At 72.9% G+C, this 19,103-nt stretch carries 17 protein-coding genes and 1 pseudogene; 11 read left to right on the top strand and 7 right to left on the bottom strand.

Annotated elements, in window-relative coordinates:
• The first annotated feature begins 135 nt into the window (after positions 1–135).
• The 5 genes from mgtE (at position 136) to ybaK (ending at position 6,195) form a co-directional block, all read left to right on the top strand.
• Complete coding sequence (mgtE, locus tag GY42_RS00965) at positions 136–1,473, top strand: magnesium transporter (protein WP_046527895.1); 1,338 nt, start codon at positions 136–138, stop codon at positions 1,471–1,473.
• 20 nt (positions 1,474–1,493) lie between these two features.
• Positions 1,494–2,312 carry an aminoglycoside 3'-phosphotransferase gene (locus tag GY42_RS00960; RefSeq protein ID WP_046527894.1) on the top strand — a complete coding sequence of 273 codons (819 nt, stop codon included), beginning with the start codon at positions 1,494–1,496 and terminating at the stop codon, positions 2,310–2,312.
• Between the two features lie 28 nt (positions 2,313–2,340).
• A complete protein-coding gene (locus GY42_RS00955) occupies positions 2,341–4,929 on the top strand; it encodes a DEAD/DEAH box helicase (protein ID WP_046527893.1) in 2,589 nt (862 codons plus the stop codon).
• A 117-nt stretch (positions 4,930–5,046) separates the two neighbouring features.
• Positions 5,047–5,667, top strand: coding sequence for a VIT1/CCC1 transporter family protein (locus GY42_RS00950; protein ID WP_052748149.1), 621 nt, complete (start codon positions 5,047–5,049; stop codon positions 5,665–5,667).
• A 27-nt stretch (positions 5,668–5,694) separates the two neighbouring features.
• A complete protein-coding gene (gene ybaK, locus GY42_RS00945; protein ID WP_046527892.1) occupies positions 5,695–6,195 on the top strand; it encodes a Cys-tRNA(Pro) deacylase in 501 nt (166 codons plus the stop codon).
• Here the strand turns inward: ybaK and GY42_RS00940 are convergent.
• From GY42_RS00940 to GY42_RS00915, 6 genes and pseudogenes are all read right to left on the bottom strand, one after another.
• Complete coding sequence (locus GY42_RS00940) at positions 6,192–6,590, bottom strand: YccF domain-containing protein (RefSeq protein ID WP_046527891.1); 399 nt, start codon at positions 6,588–6,590, stop codon at positions 6,192–6,194. The two genes, ybaK and GY42_RS00940, sit on opposite strands and share 4 nt — an antisense overlap.
• A 77-nt stretch (positions 6,591–6,667) precedes the next feature.
• A complete protein-coding gene (gtfA, locus tag GY42_RS00935; protein ID WP_046527890.1) occupies positions 6,668–8,131 on the bottom strand; it encodes a sucrose phosphorylase in 1,464 nt (487 codons plus the stop codon).
• A 43-nt stretch (positions 8,132–8,174) separates the two neighbouring features.
• Positions 8,175–8,498 carry a hypothetical protein gene (locus GY42_RS00930; RefSeq protein WP_236686681.1) on the bottom strand — a complete coding sequence of 108 codons (324 nt, stop codon included), beginning with the start codon at positions 8,496–8,498 and terminating at the stop codon, positions 8,175–8,177.
• A 6-nt stretch (positions 8,499–8,504) separates the two neighbouring features.
• Positions 8,505–8,630: pseudogene (locus tag GY42_RS20165) on the bottom strand (prolyl oligopeptidase family serine peptidase); the annotation flags it as partial.
• Between the two features lie 591 nt (positions 8,631–9,221).
• The gene (locus GY42_RS00920; RefSeq protein WP_052748148.1) at positions 9,222–10,451 is read right to left on the bottom strand and encodes an MFS transporter; all 1,230 of its coding nucleotides are present in this window, start codon (positions 10,449–10,451) and stop codon (positions 9,222–9,224) included.
• A gap of 4 nt (positions 10,452–10,455) precedes the next feature.
• Entirely contained in the window at positions 10,456–11,493 is a 1,038-nt protein-coding gene (locus tag GY42_RS00915) for a LacI family DNA-binding transcriptional regulator (protein WP_046527887.1), read from the bottom strand.
• A gap of 333 nt (positions 11,494–11,826) precedes the next feature.
• On the opposite strand from GY42_RS00915, the gene GY42_RS00910 reads away from it, so the two are divergent.
• The 5 genes from GY42_RS00910 (at position 11,827) to GY42_RS00890 (ending at position 17,639) form a co-directional block, all read left to right on the top strand.
• On the top strand, positions 11,827–12,657 hold the full coding sequence (locus tag GY42_RS00910; RefSeq protein ID WP_201775247.1) for an alpha/beta hydrolase: 831 nt from the start codon (positions 11,827–11,829) through the stop codon (positions 12,655–12,657).
• Positions 12,658–12,739: 82 nt separating this feature from the next.
• Complete coding sequence (locus tag GY42_RS00905) at positions 12,740–14,215, top strand: ABC transporter substrate-binding protein (RefSeq protein ID WP_046527885.1); 1,476 nt, start codon at positions 12,740–12,742, stop codon at positions 14,213–14,215.
• Between the two features lie 10 nt (positions 14,216–14,225).
• Positions 14,226–15,242 carry an ABC transporter permease gene (locus GY42_RS00900; RefSeq protein WP_082131299.1) on the top strand — a complete coding sequence of 339 codons (1,017 nt, stop codon included), beginning with the start codon at positions 14,226–14,228 and terminating at the stop codon, positions 15,240–15,242.
• Positions 15,243–15,254: 12 nt separating this feature from the next.
• The gene (locus GY42_RS00895; protein WP_046527884.1) at positions 15,255–16,133 is read left to right on the top strand and encodes a carbohydrate ABC transporter permease; all 879 of its coding nucleotides are present in this window, start codon (positions 15,255–15,257) and stop codon (positions 16,131–16,133) included.
• A gap of 24 nt (positions 16,134–16,157) precedes the next feature.
• The gene (locus tag GY42_RS00890) at positions 16,158–17,639 is read left to right on the top strand and encodes a stalk domain-containing protein (protein WP_046527883.1); all 1,482 of its coding nucleotides are present in this window, start codon (positions 16,158–16,160) and stop codon (positions 17,637–17,639) included.
• 16 nt (positions 17,640–17,655) lie between these two features.
• Here GY42_RS00890 and GY42_RS00885 read toward each other — a convergent pair whose 3' ends face one another.
• Entirely contained in the window at positions 17,656–18,207 is a 552-nt protein-coding gene (locus GY42_RS00885) for a YqgE/AlgH family protein (protein ID WP_046527882.1), read from the bottom strand.
• Positions 18,208–18,338: 131 nt separating this feature from the next.
• Here GY42_RS00885 and GY42_RS00880 point away from each other — a divergent pair, with 131 nt between their 5' ends.
• Complete coding sequence (locus tag GY42_RS00880; protein ID WP_046527881.1) at positions 18,339–19,079, top strand: YggS family pyridoxal phosphate-dependent enzyme; 741 nt, start codon at positions 18,339–18,341, stop codon at positions 19,077–19,079.
• The last annotated feature ends 24 nt before the right edge of the window (positions 19,080–19,103 follow it).

The raw sequence follows: 19,103 nt of genomic DNA, 5'->3' as shown, positions 1-19,103 counted from the left end.
TGCGTAGGTCCCGCCCGGGCGGCGTCCGCGCATGCCCCGTACCCTGCCAGGGGCCCGCGCCACGCGAGCCCCCGCCCGAGAGGGCCCGGGCCTGCGGGCCGACCCCACCCACCGGACGCACGGGAGGAGCGCGGCATGACCGACGACCGCACCGCCATGACGCCGGAGCACACCGACACGCCGGCGCTCCGCGACCTGCGCGCGCACCTCGAACGGCTCGACGTGCCGGACGTCGTCCACGAGCTCGGCCGCCTGGGGCCCACGCGGCGCGCCGTGGCGTTCCGGCTGCTGCGCAAGGACCGCGCCGTCGAGGTCTTCGAGGACCTCGACCCGGCGCTGCAGGTCGAGCTCGTCGACGCGCTCGCCGGCGAGGCCGCGGCGATCTTCGACGCGCTCGACCCCGACGACCGCGCCGCGCTGCTCGACGAGCTGCCCGCGGGCGTCGCCCGGCGCCTGCTCTCCGGGCTGTCGGCCGCCGAGCGCGCCGCGACGACCGCGCTGCTCGGGCACCCCGAGGAGAGCGCCGGCCGTCGCATGTCCCCCGAGGTCGTCTCGGTCCCCCTCGGCACGACCGTGGCCGACACCATCGCGCGCGTCCGCGCCGCGGGCGAGGACGCCGAGACCGTGTACGTCGTCCCCGTCGTCGCGGCCGGTCGGCGCGTCGTGGGCGTCGTGTCGCTGCGCCGCCTCGTGCTCAGCGACCCCTCCGCGCTCGTCGACGACGTCATGACGTCCCCCGCCACGACCGTGCGCGTGACCGACCCGGCCGAGCGCGCCGCCAACGTCGTGCGCGACGGCGGGTTCGTCGGCGTGCCCGTGGTCGACGCCGAGGACCGCCTCGTGGGCGTCCTCACGGTCGACGACGCGATGCGCGTGCTCGAGGCCGAGGACGACGAGGACTCGGCGCGCACCGGCGGGTCCGAGCCGCTGCGCCGCCCCTACCTGTCGGTGTCGGTGCTGGGGCTGGTGCGCTCGCGCGTGGTGTGGCTGCTGCTGCTCATCGTGGCCGCCACGCTCACGGTCGGCGTGCAGTCGTTCTACGAGGCCGAGCTGTCGCAGGTCGTCGCGCTCGCGCTGTTCGTGCCGCTGCTCATCGGCACGGGCGGCAACGCCGGCTCGCAGGCCGCGACGACGGTCGTGCGCGCGAGCGCGGTCGGCGACGTCCGCCCGTCCGACACGCTGCGCGTCGTGGGCCGCGAGATGCTCACCGGCCTGCTGCTGGGCGTCACGCTCGCGACCGTCGGCGTGGGACCCGCGATCCTCGTCGCGGGACCGCAGATCGGGCTCGTGCTCGCGCTGACCGTGGTCGCGGTGTGCACGCTCGCGACGACCGTCGGGTCGAGCGTGCCGCTGCTCGCCAAGCGCGTCGGCATCGACCCCGCGATCGTGTCGGCACCGTTCATCTCGACGTTCGTCGACACCACGGGGCTCGTCGTGTACTTCACGATCGCGAAGGCCGTGCTCGGCATCTGACGGGTGGCACGATCGACGTCGTGGCCCCTGCCGACGACACGACCCCGCGCGCCCTCGCCGGCGCACCCACCGGCCCCGTCGCCGTGCCCGCGGCCGTCGAGCGGGTCGCGGGCGGCGCCCGGCTCGAGCCGGTCTGGGAGAACCAGCTCGGCGGCCTGACGTTCCGCGTCGGCGCCGAGCGCTACGTCAAGTGGGCGCCCGCGGGCGTCGCCGGGCTGGACCTGGCTGCCGAGGCGGCGCGGCTCGCGTGGGCGGCGCGGTGGACGAGCGTGCCGGAGGTGCTCGAGCAGGGCGCCGACGACGAGGGCGCGTGGCTCGTCACCGCGGCGCTGCGGGGACGGTCCGCCGTCGAGGCGCCGTGGACCGACCGGCCCGCCGTGGCGGCCGCGGCGATCGGCGAGGGCCTGCGCGCGCTGCACGACGCGCTGCCCGTGGGCGACTGCCCGTTCTCCTGGTCGACCGCCGAGCGCGTCGCCCGGGCCCTCGAGCACCTCGACGCGGGCGACACACCGGCCGGGTGGTCGCCCGAGCACCGCGACCTCACCGTCGCCGAGGCGCGGGCCTGGCTGCGCGACGTCCCCGACGTCGACCTGCTCGTGGTGTGCCACGGCGACGCGTGCGCACCGAACACGCTGATCGGCGACGACGGCCGGTGGGCCGCGCACGTGGACCTCGGCCGCCTGGGCGTCGGCGACCGCTGGGCGGACCTCGCGGTCGCCGCGTGGAGCACCGAGTGGAACTACGGCCCCGGGTACGCCGGCACGGTGTACGACGCGTACGGGCTCGCGCCCGACCCCGACCGGGTCGCGTTCCACCGGCTGCTGTGGGACGCGACCTGACGTCTGCCGGCCGTGCGAGGATCGCGGGATGCCCGAGACGCTCGCCGACCGCCTGCCCACCGGGGACGCCGCGCAGGACCCCGACGCGCTCTACGAGGCGTTCACCACGTGGGCCCGCGAGCAGGGCCTGACGCTGTACCCGCACCAGGAGGAGGCGCTGCTCGAGCTGGTCACGGGCAGCCACGTGATCCTGTCGACGCCCACGGGGTCGGGCAAGTCGCTCGCGGGCGTCGCGGCGCACGCCGTGGCCCTGGCCCAGGGGCGGCGCTCGTACTACACCGCACCGATCAAGGCGCTGGTCAGCGAGAAGTTCTTCGCGCTGGTCGAGATCTTCGGGTCCGCGAACGTCGGCATGATGACCGGCGACTCGGCGGTCAACGCGAGCGCGCCCATCGTGTGCTGCACGGCCGAGATCCTCGCCAACCAGGCGCTGCGCGACGGCCCCGACGCCGACGTCGGCCTGGTCGTCATGGACGAGTTCCACTACTACGCCGACCCGCAGCGCGGCTGGGCGTGGCAGGTGCCGCTGCTCGAGCTGACGCGCACGCAGTTCCTGCTGATGTCGGCGACGCTCGGCGACGTGTCGTTCTTCGTCGACGACCTCGCGCGCCGCACCGGGCGCGACGTGTCCGTCGTCGCGAACGCCGAGCGGCCCGTGCCGCTCACGTTCTCGTACTCGGTCGAGCCGCTCCACGAGCTGCTCGACGAGCTCGTGCGCACGCAGCGCGCACCCGTGTACGTCGTGCACTTCACGCAGAAGGAGGCCGTCGAGCGCGCGCAGTCGCTGCTCTCGACGCCGCTCGCGAGCCGCGAGAAGCGCGACGCGATCGCCGCCGAGCTGGGCGGGTTCCGGTTCGGCCCCGGGTTCGGCAGGACCCTGTCCCGGCTGCTGCGGCACGGCGTCGGCGTGCACCACGCGGGCATGCTGCCCAAGTACCGGCGCGTCGTGGAGCGGCTCACGCAGAAGGGCCTGCTGCCCGTCGTGTGCGGCACCGACACGCTCGGCGTCGGCATCAACGTGCCGATCCGCACGGTCGTGCTCACGAGCCTCGTCAAGTACGACGGCGTGCGCATGCGGCACCTGTCGGCGCGCGAGTTCCACCAGATCGCGGGACGCGCCGGGCGCGCCGGGTACGACACGGTCGGCGAGGTCGTCGTGCAGGCGCCCGAGCACGTGATCGAGAACCGCAAGGCGCTGGCCAAGGCGGGCGACGACCCGCGGAAGCAGAAGAAGATCGTCCGCAAGCAGGCGCCGGCCGGGCACGTGAACTGGACCGACAAGACGTTCGAGCGCCTGCGCGACGCCCCGCCCGAGCCGCTGACGTCGTCGTTCGCGGTGTCGCACGCCATGGTGCTGCACGTGCTGCAGCGCGGGCGCGACGGCCTCGGGGACCCGGTCGCCGTCATGACGCACCTGCTGACCGACAACCACGAGCCCGAGGGCGCGCGGGCGCGCCACGTGCGCCGCGCGGTCGACGTGTACCGGTCGTTGCGCGCGGCGGGCGTCGTCGAGCGCCCGTGGGTCGACGACCCGACGGCGCCGCACGGCCGCCGCCGCACGGTGCGGCTCGTGGCCGACCTCGCGCCGACGTTCGCGCTCGACCAGGCGCTGTCGCCGTTCGCGTACGCCGCGCTCGACCTGCTCGACCCGGAGGACCCCGGGTACGCGCACGACGTCGTGTCCATCATCGAGGCGACGCTCGACGACCCGCGTCAGGTGCTCGCGGCGCAGGAGAACAAGGCCCGCGGCGAGGCCGTCGCGGCCATGAAGGCCGAGGGCCTCGACTACGACGAGCGCATGGCGCTGCTCGAGGACGTGACGTACCCGCGTCCGCTCGCCGAGCTGCTCGAGGCCGCCTTCACGACGTACCGGCGCACCAACCCGTGGGTCGCGGACCTCGCCCTGTCCCCCAAGTCGGTGGTCCGCGAGATGCACGAGCGCGCCGCGACGTTCGCCGAGTACGTGCAGCTGTACTCGCTGGACCGCACCGAGGGCGTGCTGCTGCGCTACCTCGCCGACGCGTACCGCGCGCTGCGTCGCACGGTCCCCGAGGACCGCCGCACCGAGGAGCTCGAGGAGCTGATCGCGTGGCTCGGCGACCTCGTGCGCCGCACCGACTCGTCGCTGCTCGACGAGTGGGAGCGCCTGGCGAACCCCGAGCTCGAGGACGACGCGGCCGTCGAGGACGCCGACGACGCACCCCCGCCGCCCGTCACGACCGACCCGCGCGTGTTCCGCGCGCTCGTGCGCGGCGCGCTGTTCCGCCGCGTCGAGCTCGCGGCGCGCGAGGCGTGGGACGCGCTCGCGGCGCTGGGCGACCGGGACGCCGAGGGCGACACGTGGGACGCCGACCGCTGGGCCGACGCGGTCGAGCCGTACTTCGACGACCACGACGAGATCGGCACGGGCCCCGCGGCGCGCGGGCCGGCGCTGTTCCAGGTGACGCCGGGCTCGCACGACCCGCACGGCCCGGCCGCGGGCACGTGGTTCGTGCGGCAGGTGCTCGACGACCCGGCGGGCGACCACGACTGGCGGATCGACGCGCTGGTCGACCTCGCGGCGTCCGACGAGGCCGGCGAGGTGCGGCTGACCGTGCTCGAGGTCGGGCCGCTCTGAGGCCCGACGCCGTGACCTGCGAGAACCCCGACGAAGGGTTGGCTGACCTACGTTTGCGCAGGTCAGGCCAGCCTTTCCTGCGGTGACAACCGCGCGCGACCGACCTACCGTGGAGCTATGACCACGACCTCCGAGCGCGTCCCCACCCGGGTCCCGGGCCTCACCGGGCTGCTGCACGGCTCGCGCGGCTCGTCCGCGCCGGCCGCCTCGAACGCTGGCCTGAACTGGCTGCGTGCAGGCGTACTGGGGGCGAACGACGGCATCGTGTCGGTCGCCGCCACGGTCGTCGGCGTCGCGGGCGCCGCGGCGTCCACGTCGACCATCGCGCTGGCCGGCGGCGCCGCGCTCGTCGCGGGTGCGCTGTCGATGGCGTCGGGCGAGTACGTGTCGGTGAGCTCGCAGCGCGACGCCGAGCGCGTCGCCGCCGCGCAGGGCACCCCGGTCAACGGCGTCGACGAGGACTTCACCAACCCGTGGCACGCGGCGCTCGCGTCGATGCTCGCGTTCACGGTCGGCGCGCTGATCCCCCTGCTCATGGTGCTGGCGCCGTGGTCGGTGGCCGCGCGCGTGCCCGTCACGTTCGGCGCGGTCGTGCTCGCGCTGGTCCTCACGGGGTGGGCGTCGTCGCGGTTCACGGGCGCGTCGCCCGCGCGCTCGGTGCTGCGCAACGTCGTGGGCGGCTCGCTCGCGATGGCGGTGACGTACGGCGTCGGCGCGCTGGTGGGCGTCGCGCTCTGACCGTCCCGCGGGGTCTACCCTGACGCCGTGGCCAGGAAGGACGCCCGCGCGCACGCCGGGACCCCCGCGCTCGTCGCGCTCGCCGCGGCGGGCGTGCCCCACGTCGCGCGCACCTACGAGCACGACCCCGCGAGCGACCTCGGGTACGGCCTCGAGGCCGCGCACCTGCTGGGGGTGCCGCCCGAGCAGGTCTTCAAGACCCTCGTCGCCGACGTCGACGGCGCCCTGACCGTCGCGGTCGTGCCCGTCACGGGGCGGCTGGACCTCAAGGCGCTCGCGACCGCCGTGGCCGGCAAGCGCGCCACCATGGCCGAGCCGCACGCGGCCGAGCGCGCGACCGGCTACGTGGTGGGCGGCATCTCGCCGCTCGGCCAGCGCACCCGCCTGCGCACGGTCGTCGACGAGACCGTGTGGCTCTTCGACACCGTGCTCGTCTCGGGCGGTCGCCGCGGCCTGGACGTCGAGCTCGCGCCCGACGACCTCGTGCGGCTCACCGACGCGGTCGTCGCGGACGTCGCGCGCGACTAGCGCCCGTACGCCGCGAACGCGCGGTCCGTCGGCACGATCTGCTTGCCGAGCGGCACGAGCGACACGGGGATCAGCTTGAGGTTCGCGATCCCCATCGGGATGCCGATGATCGACACGAACAGCGGCACGGCCGTGACCACGTGCCCGATCGCGAGCCAGATGCCCGCGACGAAGAACCAGATCACGTTGCCGATGGTCGACAGCGCACCCGCGGTCGGCTTGTCGACGATCGTGCGCCCGAACGGCCACAGCACGTAGCTCGCGATGCGGAACGACGCGATGCCGAACGGGATGGTCACGACCAGCACGCAGCACACGATGCCCGCGGCGACGTAGCCGAGCGCGAGCCACGCACCGGCGAACACGAGCCAGATGACGTTCAGCAGCGTCTTCATGGCACCACCGTGCCACGGCGGGACGCAGGTCCGGCATCCGGGAACCCCCGGGTCGTCCCCGGGGGTCCCCCGGAGGGTCACGACGCGAGCACGACCTCGTCGGGGCCGTCGCCGCGACGCGCGGTGACGCTCCAGGCGCGGCTGGCCAGGTGCGCGCGGAACGTCGTGCTCGACGTCGCGTCGGACCACGTGATCGCGAGCGTGCCGTCGCCGTCGGCCACGCGCACGTCGCCGTCGAACGCCGGGAACGCGTTGCGGAACCGCAGGGCGTCGAGGAAGCGCGCGACACCGGGGTGCGTGACGCGCCGCGCGACCTCCTCGACCGTGTAGTCGTGGCGGTTCACCGACCGCGGCTCGCCGGTCGCCTTGAGCGCGTCGACGTCGTTCTCGCCGAACAGCGCGCCCTGGTAGTAGACCTGCGGGATCCCCGGGACGAAGAGCTGCAGCACGCGTGCGAGCAGGTACGCGTCGTCGTCCTCGTCGAGCGCCGAGTAGTACGACGACATCAGCTGGTACTGCTGCGAGCCCTCGGTGCCCTTCTTGATCATGCCGGGCGGGGCCTTCACGTACTGCCGCGAGTCGGCGATCTTCGCGTTGACGCGCGACGTGACGACCGCGATCTCGTCGTCGTCGAGCAGGCCGACCACGTCCACGACACCGATGCCGTCGTGCGTGTCGAGCGTCGTGAACTGCTTGCGCGGGCACGTCTCGACCCAGTGCCGCAGCCGGTCCGTCCGCCCCGTGAAGAGCCCGTGCAGCACGAGCATCGGCAGCGCGAAGTCGTAGACCCAGTGCCCGCGCTCGGCCATCTTCATCTGCACGCGGTAGTTCTCGTGGATCTCGGGGAGCATCTGCGCACCGTGCCGCTGCAGCGGCCGCATGCCGATCTCGAGGACGTCCCAGACCTCGGGCTCGACGAAGAAGCAGCTCGTGCCGGGCCGCTTCGACGCGTACGCGAACGCGTCGAACCGGATCAGCGGCACGACCTGCGCGAGGCGCCCGAGGTTCCGCTCGAAGTACTCCTGCGTCACGGGGTGCCACGGGTCGATGTCGACCTGCTCCTCGAAGAACGTGTTCCAGATCCGCACGACGACGCCGTCGTCGCGCGTGAACTCCTTGAACGGGCCCTGCGCCTTGCGGCGGTACAGCGCGTCCATCTGCGCCTCGGTCGGCTCCCCGCCGGGCCAGAACTCGTCCCAGTGGATGAACATGCCGCGGTAGGGCGACGCGTCGCCGCGCGCCATGTAGTCGCGGAACTCGGCCGAGCGGATCGACACGTGGTTGATCATGAAGTCGGCCATCAGGTAGTACCGCTCGCCGAGGTGCGCGAGGTCGTCCCAGTCGCCGAACCGCGGGTCGACGCGGTCGTACTCGACGACCGCGAACCCGCGGTCGCCCGACGACGGGAAGAACGGCAGCACGTGCACGCCGCCGAACGCCCCCGGCAGGTGCTCCTCGAGCACCGCGTCGAGCGTGCGCAGGTCGCCGCCGAGGCTGTCCGCGTACGTGATGAGCATCGCCTGGTTCGTGATCGGCTTCATGGGCACACCTTCGCGTCGTGGGTGGTCGGGGTGGCAGGTCGCGTCAGCGGGTCGCGGGGCGCCCGACCCGGCTCATGAGCCAGGAGAGGATGCCGTCCTCGTCCTCGTACGTCGCGACCCAGGACAGGTGGTTCTCGCGCAGCAGCGCGTCGAGCGGGAGGTCGTCGCGGTCGGCGACGCCGTGCCGCGCGAGCTGCTCGGGCGAGAAGAGCGTGAGGTGCGCGTCGGCGTTGCCGCGGTCGCGCAGGTGCAGGACGCCGTCGACGAGGTACTTGTGCCGGTAGGGCGTGTGGTCGACGTAGGCGGTGGACAGCCACAGCCGCGTGCGGTCGAGGCCGCGCAGGATCCCGAAGGTCTCGGGCGTCATGGTCGGACACACGGGCGCGGCGGCGGTGAACAGGTCCGGCGCCACCGACAGCGCGCGCAGCGCGCCCGCACCACCCATCGACACGCCCGTGAGGTAGACGCGGTCGGGGTCGACCCGGCCGTCGGCGACCATGCCGCGCACGACGTCGCACACGGCGGCCAGGTAGGCCCGGTGCCACCCGGAGGTGGGGTCGAGGTCGCTCTCGGCGAACGGCCGGTGCGGCGGCGGGCCACCGGCGGGCGCGGGGCCTGCGGCGCGAGGACGTGCACGTCGGGATACCGCTGCGCGAGGTGGACGGGGCCGAACGTGCCGACCAGCTGCGCGTGGTTGTCGTCACCGGCCTCCGCTCCCCCGTGCAGGAAGAGCAGCAGCGGGCGCGGGCCGGGAGCGGCGGCCGCGCGCAGCCGCAGCCGCACGGGGCCGTGCTGCTCGGCCGCGAACGCGTCGGCCCCCGCGGTGCGGACCAGCGCGACGTCGGTGTCGCGCAGCAGCACGCGGCCGGTCGCGTCGTGCACCTCGAACGCCGTCGGGTGGGGCACGGGCCGCTCGAGGTGGTGGACGGCGGGCCCCTGCGCGGGGTCCGCGCGCAGCGGCACGCGCACGGCGGCGTCGCCGCCGGTGACGAGCACGGCGTCGTCGCCCCAGGTCGCGGCCGGTGCGCCGAGCGCGTGCAGCTCCCAGCCGCGGCGTCCCACGCGCGTCAGCGCCGTGACGGCGGTCGGCTCAGGCATCGGTGCTCACCTCGTGGACGCGGGTCGCGCGCCGCCGCCCGCGCACGAGGAACACGACCATCCCCAGCACGACGGGCACGACGAGCGTGAGGAACATGGTCGAGTAGCTCTGCGCGACGTCGGCGCCGTGCCGGCCGGCGGCCGACACGACCGCGCCGGCGACGACCGGCATCACCAGGTAGCCGAGGTCGACGCCGATGTAGCTGGTGTTGCCCGCGACGCCGCGACGCGCCTTGTCGACGGACATCAGCGACATCGTCTGGATCGCGGGCTGGCAGACGCCGTACCCGAACGCCGAGACGGCGCCGGCGACGAGGAAGGCCCCGAGCGTGCGCGCGTGCGCCAGCAGCACGAACGACGCCGCGAACACCGCCATGCCGGGCAGGATCACGGTGGTCAGCCCGTAGCGGTCGGCGATCCGGCCCGCGACGGGCCGCGACACCAGGACGCACAGCGCGTAGGCGGTGAAGAACAGGCCGATGTCCCGCACGCCGAGGGCCTCGCCGTACAGCACGACGAACGACGTGACGCCCGCGTAGGCCCCGGCGAGGAAGAACAGCACGACCGCGGGGACCGCGGCCTCGGACGCGACGAACGCGCGCCACGAGAACAGCCGCCCGGTCGGCGGGGCGGGCGGGTCGCTCGGCACCCGCAGCGCGAGCAGCGACGCGAGCGCGAGCACGACGGCGCCTGCGAGGAACGTCCAGCGGTACCCGACGAGCGGCTGCAGCGCGAGCCCGACCGACGGGCCGATCGCGGTCGCGACGGCCTGGCCGAGCGAGAAGATCCCGATGCCCGACGCCATGCGCCGCTCGGGGAGGTTGTCGCTCGCGAGCGCGAGCATGACGGGGGCGAGGAAGCCCATGCCCGCGCCGTGCAGCAGCCGGCCGGCCATCATCACCGGGACCGAGTCCGCGACGCTGTAGACGACGAACGCGAGCATGATGACCGCGGAGGTGCCGGCGAGCAGGTGGTTGCGGCGCAGCCGCACGGTCGCGGGGCCGACGACCGGGCGCACGCTCAGCGCGGTCACGGCGAACATGCCCGCGACGACGCCGACGACGACGGCCGACGCGCCGAGCTCGACCGCGAGCTTGGGCACGAGCGTGTTCATCATGAACTGCGCGAGGTTGATGACCAGGTTGATCGCGAAGACGTAGACGAACCCGCGGGTCCAGATGGAGCGGTCGGCCACGTCCGTGGTGGGGGCGGACGCCGTCACGCGGTCACCTCGTCACCGCGGGCGAGCTCTCGCGCAGCACGAGCTCGGCGTCGAAGACGCGCCCGACGCTGTCGGTCGCACCGGGGTGCAGGCCCGCCTGGTGCAGGCGGCGCGCGCACTCGTAGCTCATGGCCTCGACGGGCACGGCGAAGCTCGTGACGCTGGGGCGCAGGATCGTGTTGATCGCGCTGTCGCCGTAGGACACGACGTCGACGTCGGCGGGGACGGCGAGCCCGTGCTCGTCGAGGCAGCGCAGGACGCCGCCGACCATGCCGTCGTGCAGGACGAACAGCGCGTCGGGCGCGGGGCCGCGCTCGAGCAGCGCGCGCACGGCGGTGTGACCGCCCGCGAACGAGATCTCGGCGCGCACCTGCGGCATGGCCTCGGCGGCGGCGGCGCCGAGCCGCTCGCGGAGCCCGTCGGCGAACCCGACGGCGCGGACGCTGAGGTGGCGGCTCGCGTACTCGGGCGCGATGACGGCGGCGTTCGTGCGCCCGCGCGCCAGGACGTGCTCGGCGGCGCGGTGGCCCGTGCCGTAGTCGTCGATGCTCACGGCCGAGCTGCGCTTGGCGACGCGGTTGAACAGCACGACGGGCACGTCGAGGTCGGCGCCCTCGACGTACGCGACGTCGTCGTCGTCGAGGCCCACGAGGATCACGCCGGACGTGAAGCCGGGCGTGAGCCAGCGCGCCTTGTCGCGCAGCCGGCCGCGCTCGAACGGCAGCAGCACGGTCTCGACGTCGAGCCGGTGCTCGCGGGTGTACGCGCGCACGCCGTTGAAGAAGCCGACCGTGGGCCCCGCGTCGAAGTCGTAGGGCGCGAGGATCGTCCAGAGCCCGGTGGGGGTCTCGACCTTGCGCGGCCGCGTGGACCGGGGCGTGCGGTAGCCGAGCTCGGCGGCGGCGGCGAGCACGACGTCGCGCGTGGGCTGCGCGATGCGGAACTCGTCGGCGCGCCCGTTGAGGATCACCGAGACCGTGGTGGACGACAGGCCCGCGTGGCGGGCGACGTCCTTGATGGTGACCTTCCGGGTGCGTTCCACGCGGTCCTACCCCCTGGGTGAGCGGTCGGTGCGCCGACCTGCGCCGGCGTTGGCGATGCCTGGACGTTAGCAGCCTGGCCACGGTTTCGGAAGTCCGCATTGCTGAACTTTTAGCACGTCCGACAATCCCGACTCGCGCCGCAGATCGCGCGCTCATGTGAGCGTTTGCGCAGGTGAGAACGCTCCCGCGCCAGCGGGAACACGACATCTCGGGTGATCTTCCGGCGCGTGATCCAGCCGTGACATCAGCGGTATTGACACTTCTTCAGCACGCTGCCTATGTTGCGACAGCAAACCGCAGCCGAGCGGGACGAGGGAGTCACGATGGCCTTGATGACGCTGACGTTCGAGAGCCGCTACCTGCGGTCGAACCAGACCGTGAGCGTGGTCCTGCCGGACATGCCGCGTCACCTGGACCCGGCCGCCTTCTACGCCGCGCAGCAGGACCTCAAGGTGGTCTGGCTGCTGCACGGCACGTTCGGCGACCACACCGACTGGGTGCGCAAGACCAACGTCGAGCGCTACGCGGCCGCCAAGGGCGTCGTGCTCGTCATGCCCAGCGCCCTCAACAGCAACTACGCCAACTGGAGCGGGTTCTCGCTGGGCTACGACATGCACGACCACCTCGTGCACGAGCTCATGCCGCTCGTGCACCACTGGCTGCCCGTCTCCCCGCGCCGCGAGGACAACTTCGTCGCCGGCCTGTCGATGGGCGGGCGCGGCACCGTCAAGCTCGCGGCGAGCCACCCCGACCTGTTCGCGGCCGCCGCCGTGCTGTCCGCCGCACCGGTCGACCTCTCCGGCCTCACGCACGAGCAGGTGACCGCGTCGACCGACCCCATGACCCAGCGGCTGCGCGGCATGGTCGACAACGCGGGCGGCCTCGACGCGTTCCTCGCGTCCGACGAGAACGTCTGGCGCGTCATCGACGAGCAGGTCGCCGCCGGCACGTCGCTGCCGCGGATGCTGTTCGCGTGCGGCGCCGACGACGCGCTCATCCACGACAACCTGCTGGCGTTCCGCGACCACGCCGCGCGCATCGGCCTCGACGCCGAGTTCTGGGTCGAGGACGGGTACGCCCACGAGTGGCCGTTCTGGGACCTCGCGATCAGGCGCGCCTTCGAGTTCTTCGGCCTCCCCGACGCCGAGACCAACCCCTTCTGACGACCACGGCCGCCTCCCCCGCGGCCGCCCCTCCCCACCCGCAGCGACGCGCGGTGGTCGACCCTTCGGAGATGAGGAACCCATGACGCGCACGACGAGGCGGCTCCTGGCCCCGCTGCTGGCGGTGCCGCTGGTGCTCGCGGGCTGCGGCACCGGCGACGCCGGCGACGACACGCCGTACGAGGTGAACTTCGCCTACATGACCGTCGGCGGCGAGCCGACCCAGGCGCTCAAGGACGCCGTGAACGAGCTCACGACGCGTGAGCTGAACATGACGGTGAACCTCGTGCCGGTCACGTTCGCGGACTACTTCGCCAAGCTCCCGCTCATGCTCGCGTCGGGCTCCGACCCGCTCGACGTCGTCTACGTCTTCTCGCAGGACTTCGGCACGTTCGTCGACGCCGGCTACCTCGAGAACGCGGCCGACTACGCCGAGCTCACGCCCGACATCCACGAGCTGTTCGGCGACGACGCGGACGCCGCGACGATCGACGGGTTCCAGGTCGGGTTCCCGACCATGAAGGAGAGCACGAGCCCCGCCGGCCTCATCGTCCGCAAGGACGTGTTCGACGAGCTCGGCTACTCGGTCGACGACTTCGACGTCAGCACCGACGACTACGCGTCGTTCGACCAGATCACGCAGCTCTTCGCGGACGTCAAGGCCGCCCACCCCGACATGGTGCCGTTCGACGGCACCTTCACGATGGGCATCCAGACGTTCTCCTACATCGACCCGCTCGGCGACATCCTCGGCGTGCTCGAGGACTACGGGCAGACCACCACCGTGACGAACTGGTACGCGTCCGACCAGTACCGCGAGTTCGCGGAGATCAACCGCGGGTGGTACCAGGCCGGCTACACGTCGCGCGACGTCGCCGTGAACCAGGACGAGGGCGAGGTGAAGATGAAGGCCGGCAACACGTTCTCCTTCATCAAGAGCTACAAGCCCAACACGGCGGTCGAGAAGCTCTCGCAGACCGGTTACGAGGTCGAGATCATCCCGATCTCGCAGGGCGTCAAGTCCACGTCCGCGTCGGCCGGTGCGCTGCTGAGCGTCGCGAGCGCGTCGAAGGACCCCGAGAAGGCGTTCGAGTTCCTCAACTGGGCGTACACCAGCGGCGAGTTCAACGACCTGCTCAACTGGGGCGTCGAGGGCGACGACTGGGTCGAGGCGGCCGACGGCACGGCCGACTACCCGCAGGGCAAGGACCTCACCTCGGTCGCCTACCACAACGACGCCGGGTTCCTGCTCCCCAACCAGTTCGCCGGGCACGTGTGGGCCGGCAACCCCGCCGACCTCAAGGACCTCTACGCGGCGCAGGCCGACGAGGCGCTCGTGTCGAAGGGCTACGGGTTCTTCTTCGACCCGACGCCCGTCTCGAACCAGGTCGCGCAGCTCAACACGATCGTCGAGCAGTACAAGAAGCAGGTGTCGTTCGGCGTGCTCGACCCGGCGACCGGCCTCGCGGAGTTCAACGCCGCGCTCGAGGGCGCCGGCATCGAGGACGTCATCGCCGAGAAGCAGCGTCAGCTCGACGCGTGGCTCGCGCAGCGGTGAGCGCACGACGATGACGCACGCGACTGAGACGACGGGGGCGCTGCCGACCACGGCGGCGGCGCCCCGGCGACCCCGGGCCCCGGCGCGCGGGCACCGCCCCGCCGCCGGGCACCGGCGGCGGACCCGCGCCCGCGGCCGCCTGCGGGCCTACCTGCCGCTCTACCTGCTGATCCTCCCCGCGCTCGCCTACCTGCTGGTGAACAACTACGTGCCGATGGCCGGCATCGTCGTGGCGTTCAAGAAGTTCAACGTCCGCGACGGGCTGTTCGGCAGCCCGTGGGTCGGGTTCGACAACTTCCGCTACCTGTTCGGCAGCGGCCAGGCCGCCGAGATCATCCGCAACACGCTGCTGTACAACGTCGCGTTCATCGTCGTCACGAACGTCGTGGCGATCGTCCTCGCGATCATGATCAACGACGTGCTCAGCACGCGGCTCAAGAAGCTGTACCAGGGCTCGGTGCTGCTGCCGTTCATGCTCTCGATGGTCGTCATCAGCTACATCGTGTTCGCCTTCCTCAGCCACGAGAACGGCATGCTCAACAGCACGCTGTTCGCCGACGACCCCGTCACCTGGTACAGCGAGAGCAAGTGGTGGCCCGGCATCCTCGTGCTGGTCAACCTGTGGAAGATGGTCGGCTACTCGACCCTGCTGTACCTCGCCGCGATCGTCGGGATCGACCCCGCGCTGCACGAGGCCGCGTGGGTGGACGGCGCGAACCGCTGGCAGCGGATCCGCAACGTCACGCTGCCCAACCTCGTGCCCACCGTGATCGTGCTGTTCCTGCTCGCGATCGGGCGCATCTTCTACTCGGACTTCGGGCTCTTCTACCAGGTGCCCATGAACTCGGGCGCGATCTACGACGTGACGACCACCATCGACACGTACGTGTACCGCGCGCTCACGTCCGCCGGCGGCATCGGCAACTCGTCCGCCGCCGGGTTCTTCCAGTCCGTCGTGGGCTTCGTGCTGGTGCTGGCCGTCAACGGCCTCGTGCGCCGGTACCACGCCAAGAGCGCGATCTTCTGAGAGGTGTCCACGATGAAACCCCGCGCGAGCGTCTACACGGTCGTCGTGCACGTGGTCCTGGCGCTGGTCACGGCCTCGATGGTGCTGCCCGTCGTCCTGCTGTTCATGTCCTCGATCACGGCCGACGCGACCCTGGTCGCCGACGGGTACTCGTTCTTCCCGCGCGAGCTCAGCCTCGACGCGTACGTCTACCTGTTCCAGAACGCGTCGACCATCCTGCGCGCGTACGGGATCACGATCCTCGTGACCGCCGTCGGCACCGCGCTGGGCCTGTTCCTCACGTCGACGCTCGCGTACGCGCTGTCGCTCCCGGAGCTGCCGGGCCGGCGCGTGATCGGCTTCCTCGTGTTCTTCACGCTGCTGTTCAACGGCGGCCTGGTGCCCGCGTACATCATGTGGTCGGAGCTCGGCGTGCGGAACACGCTCCTGGCCTACATCGTGCCCACGCTGCTCGTGAACGCGTTCAACGTCATCCTCATGCGCACGTTCTACGAGGTGAACATCCCGCGCGAGGTCTACGAGGCCGCGAAGATGGACGGCGCCGGCTACGTGCGCACCTACCTGAAGATCGTCCTGCCGCTCGGCAAGCCGATCATGGTGACGATCGGGCTGTTCATCGGCCTCATGTACTGGAACGACTGGATGAACGGCCTGTACTACGTCAACGACTCCAACCTGTTCAGCATCCAGACGTACCTCAACAAGATCATCCAGGACGTCCAGGCCGTGTCGAGCAACAGCGCGGGCTCCACCGGGTCGACCGCGCAGCTGCCGCAGGTCTCGATCCGGATGGCCGTCGCGTTCGTCGCGCTGCTGCCCCTGCTCGTCATCTACCCGATGCTCCAGAAGTACTTCGCGAAGGGCATCATGCTCGGCGCGGTCAAGGGCTGACCGCCCAGATTGGACAGCAACGCGATGTCGCACATCGTCCTGCGCCCCGGCGTCCCCGACGACGACAACCGGGACTACCTGCCCGAGCACCTCAAGGGCTCGGACGTCGTCGTCAACGAGAACGGCAACAACTCCCAGCCGTACCCCGAGCGCCTGCGCGAGCACCGCGGCGTGCTCGTCGACGGCGTCGAGGACACCTGGTACACGTACGTGCCGTCGAGCTACGACCCGAGCACCCCCACCGCCCTGGTCGTCTCGATGCACGGCGGGCTCATGACCGGCTGGGGCCAGGCCGTCTACACGTCGTGGACCCTCCTGGCCGAGCGCGAGGGGTTCGTCGTCGTGTTCCCCGACGCCAGCCGTCGGCGGTTCTGGCTCATCGAGGTCGGCGGGGACGACGTCGCCGCCGCGACCACCCCGAACCCGAGCGGCGTGTACCTCAACCCGCCCGCCGCGAGCCCCGACGAGAACCACGACCTCGCGTTCGTGCGGGCGCTCGTCGAGCGGACCGTCGCCGAGCACGCCATCGACCCGGGCCGGGTCTACATGCAGGGCATGTCGATGGGGAACGTGATGACCGGCCAGTTCGCGCGGTACTTCGGCGACGTGCTGGCGGGCGCCGCGGGCTCCGGGGGCCCCAGCGACCCGCGCCTGCTGTTCGACGCCGACGGCGCGGTCGTCAACCGTGCCGGGCCGCTCGCGATCTGGCAGACGCGTCTCGAGCGCGACGCCGTGCCCCCGCACTACGGCGCGTCGCCGCGCGAGGTGCTGCGGCTCAACCGGGAGTACTGGCTGCGCGTCAACGGCGTCACGACGCCGCCGCAGGTGTCGGTCGTCGGCGAGGACAACCTCGCGTTCTACAGCGGCGCGCACGCCGACGTCGTGTTCCGCGACGTCCACAACCGCGACCACGGGCAGACGTTCGACGACGCCGAGCTGGTGTGGTCCCACCTGTTCTCGGGCGTGCGCCGCGAGCCGGACGGGACGATCACGCGCACGACGCCCCAGCTGCCGCGCACGGGCGACGCGTTCGGCGTCGCGGTGGCCGCGGGCCGCGGGCACGCGTGGCTGCACGGGCGCACGGTGCCGCTGTCGACGCCGGCGTTCGTGCACGAGAAGCTGAAGTACCACGGGCTCGACGGCGACGCGCAGGTCCGCGGCCGGTACGTGTACGTGCCGCTGTCGTTCGTCGCCGACGTCCACGGCGCCCGGCTCACGACCGACGGCGCGACCGCGACGCTCACGCTCCCCGACGGCCGCGTCGTCGAGCTCGCGCGCGGCTCGGTGGGCGCGCTCGTCGACGGGCGCGTCCGGTCGATGCTCGCCGAGGCCGTGCAGCGCGACGGCGAGCTCTGCGTCGCGTGGGAGTGGCTCGCCGAGCACGTCCTCGGGCTGCGGGCCTCCACCGCCGACGACGTGCTGTACGTGACCGACCACCACGCGCGCCTGTCACGGAACATGGCGCACCTGCTGGACGACCTACTGGCCGCGGCCGACGCCGCGTGACGCCCGCCCGGCGGCCTCAGTTCATCGACACGTCGTCCGGCGCCGTCGACAGGAACGCGAGGTCGCCGGGCTGGCGCCGCAGCACGCGGCGCCACAGCCCGCGCGGGTCGGCGCTGAACGCGTCACCGGGTTCGTGGTCGACGACGAACCAGCCGCCCGCCTCGACCTCGGCGTCGAGCTGCCCGGCGGCCCACCCCGCGTAGCCCACGAACAGCCGCAGACCCCGGACGCCGCCCGCCACGAGCTCGGGCGGTGCGTCGAGGTCGACGACCCCCAGCCGCGTCTCGAGCGCCTGCACGCCCGGCGGCACGTCGTCGCGGTCGACGTCGGCGAGCGCGAGCACCGAGTCCCGCGCGACCGGGCCGCCGTTGAACAGGCGGCCCGGTGCGCTCAGGTGGGGCTGCCAGCGCGGCAGCACGGCCGACGCGTCCACCTCGAGCGGCCGGTCGAGCACGACCCCGAGCGCACCGTCCGCGGTGTGCTCGAGGACGAGCACGACGCTGCGCCGGAAGCTGCCGTCCCGCAGTCCCGGCGTCGCGACCAGCAGCCGGCCCGTGCACGCCTCCACCCCGCCAGCATGGTGCGGGGTGGAGGCCGACGCCACACGGCGGCGCCTGGAGGGACTCGACCCCGGGCACCGGCGTCCACCGGGCGGAGCCGTGCCGACCCGGCCGCGCCCGACGGGTACGGTCGGGCGTCGTGGAGGTCCAGGACGTCGCGGCGCGCCTCGCTCGCGTGCACGAGCGGGTGCGGTCGGCGTGCTCGGCCGCCGGGCGCGACCCGCACGAGGTCCGCGTGCTGCTCGCAGCGAAGACCATGGACGCGCCGGCGGTGCGCGCCGCCCTGCTCGCCGACGCCGCGGCCCGCGCGGCCGGGTCGGGCACGGCCCCGGTGCTGCTCGGCGAGAACCGCGTGCAGGAGCTCGTCGCGACCGCGCCGCACCTCACCGACCTCGCCCCGACCTGGCACGTGATCGGACCGCTGCAGTCCAACAAGGTCAACGCGGCGCTGCGCTGGGCCGCCGCGGTGCAGTCCCTCGCCGACGACGCGCTCGCGCTCCGGCTGTCGCAGCGCGTGCAGGACCGCGCGGCACCGCTCGACGTGTGGGTGCAGGTCAACGTCTCGGGCGAGCCCACCAAGCACGGCACCTCCCCCGCCGAGGCGCCCGACCTCGCGGTGCGCGTCGCCGCGCTGCCGGGGCTGCGGCTCGCCGGCGTCATGACGGTCGGTGCGCGCAGCGACGACGAGCGCGTGGTCCGCGCCGGCTACGCGCGGCTGCGCGCGGTCCGCGACGCCGTGGTCGCGTCGGGTGCGCCCGGGACCGCCGACGCGCACGGGCTGTCGATGGGCATGAGCGGCGACCTCGAGGCCGCCGTCGCCGAGGGCGCGACGGTCGTGCGGGTCGGGACCGCCGTGTTCGGGACGCGCCGGACCCCGTGACGCGCCGCGGCCGCGCGCGTTGCG

This window comes from Cellulomonas sp. FA1, from assembly GCF_000986825.1.
GTDB lineage: Bacteria > Actinomycetota > Actinomycetes > Actinomycetales > Cellulomonadaceae > Cellulomonas > Cellulomonas iranensis.
Note: the sequence above shows the minus strand (reverse complement) of the source record. Positions and strands in the feature narration are given on the sequence as shown.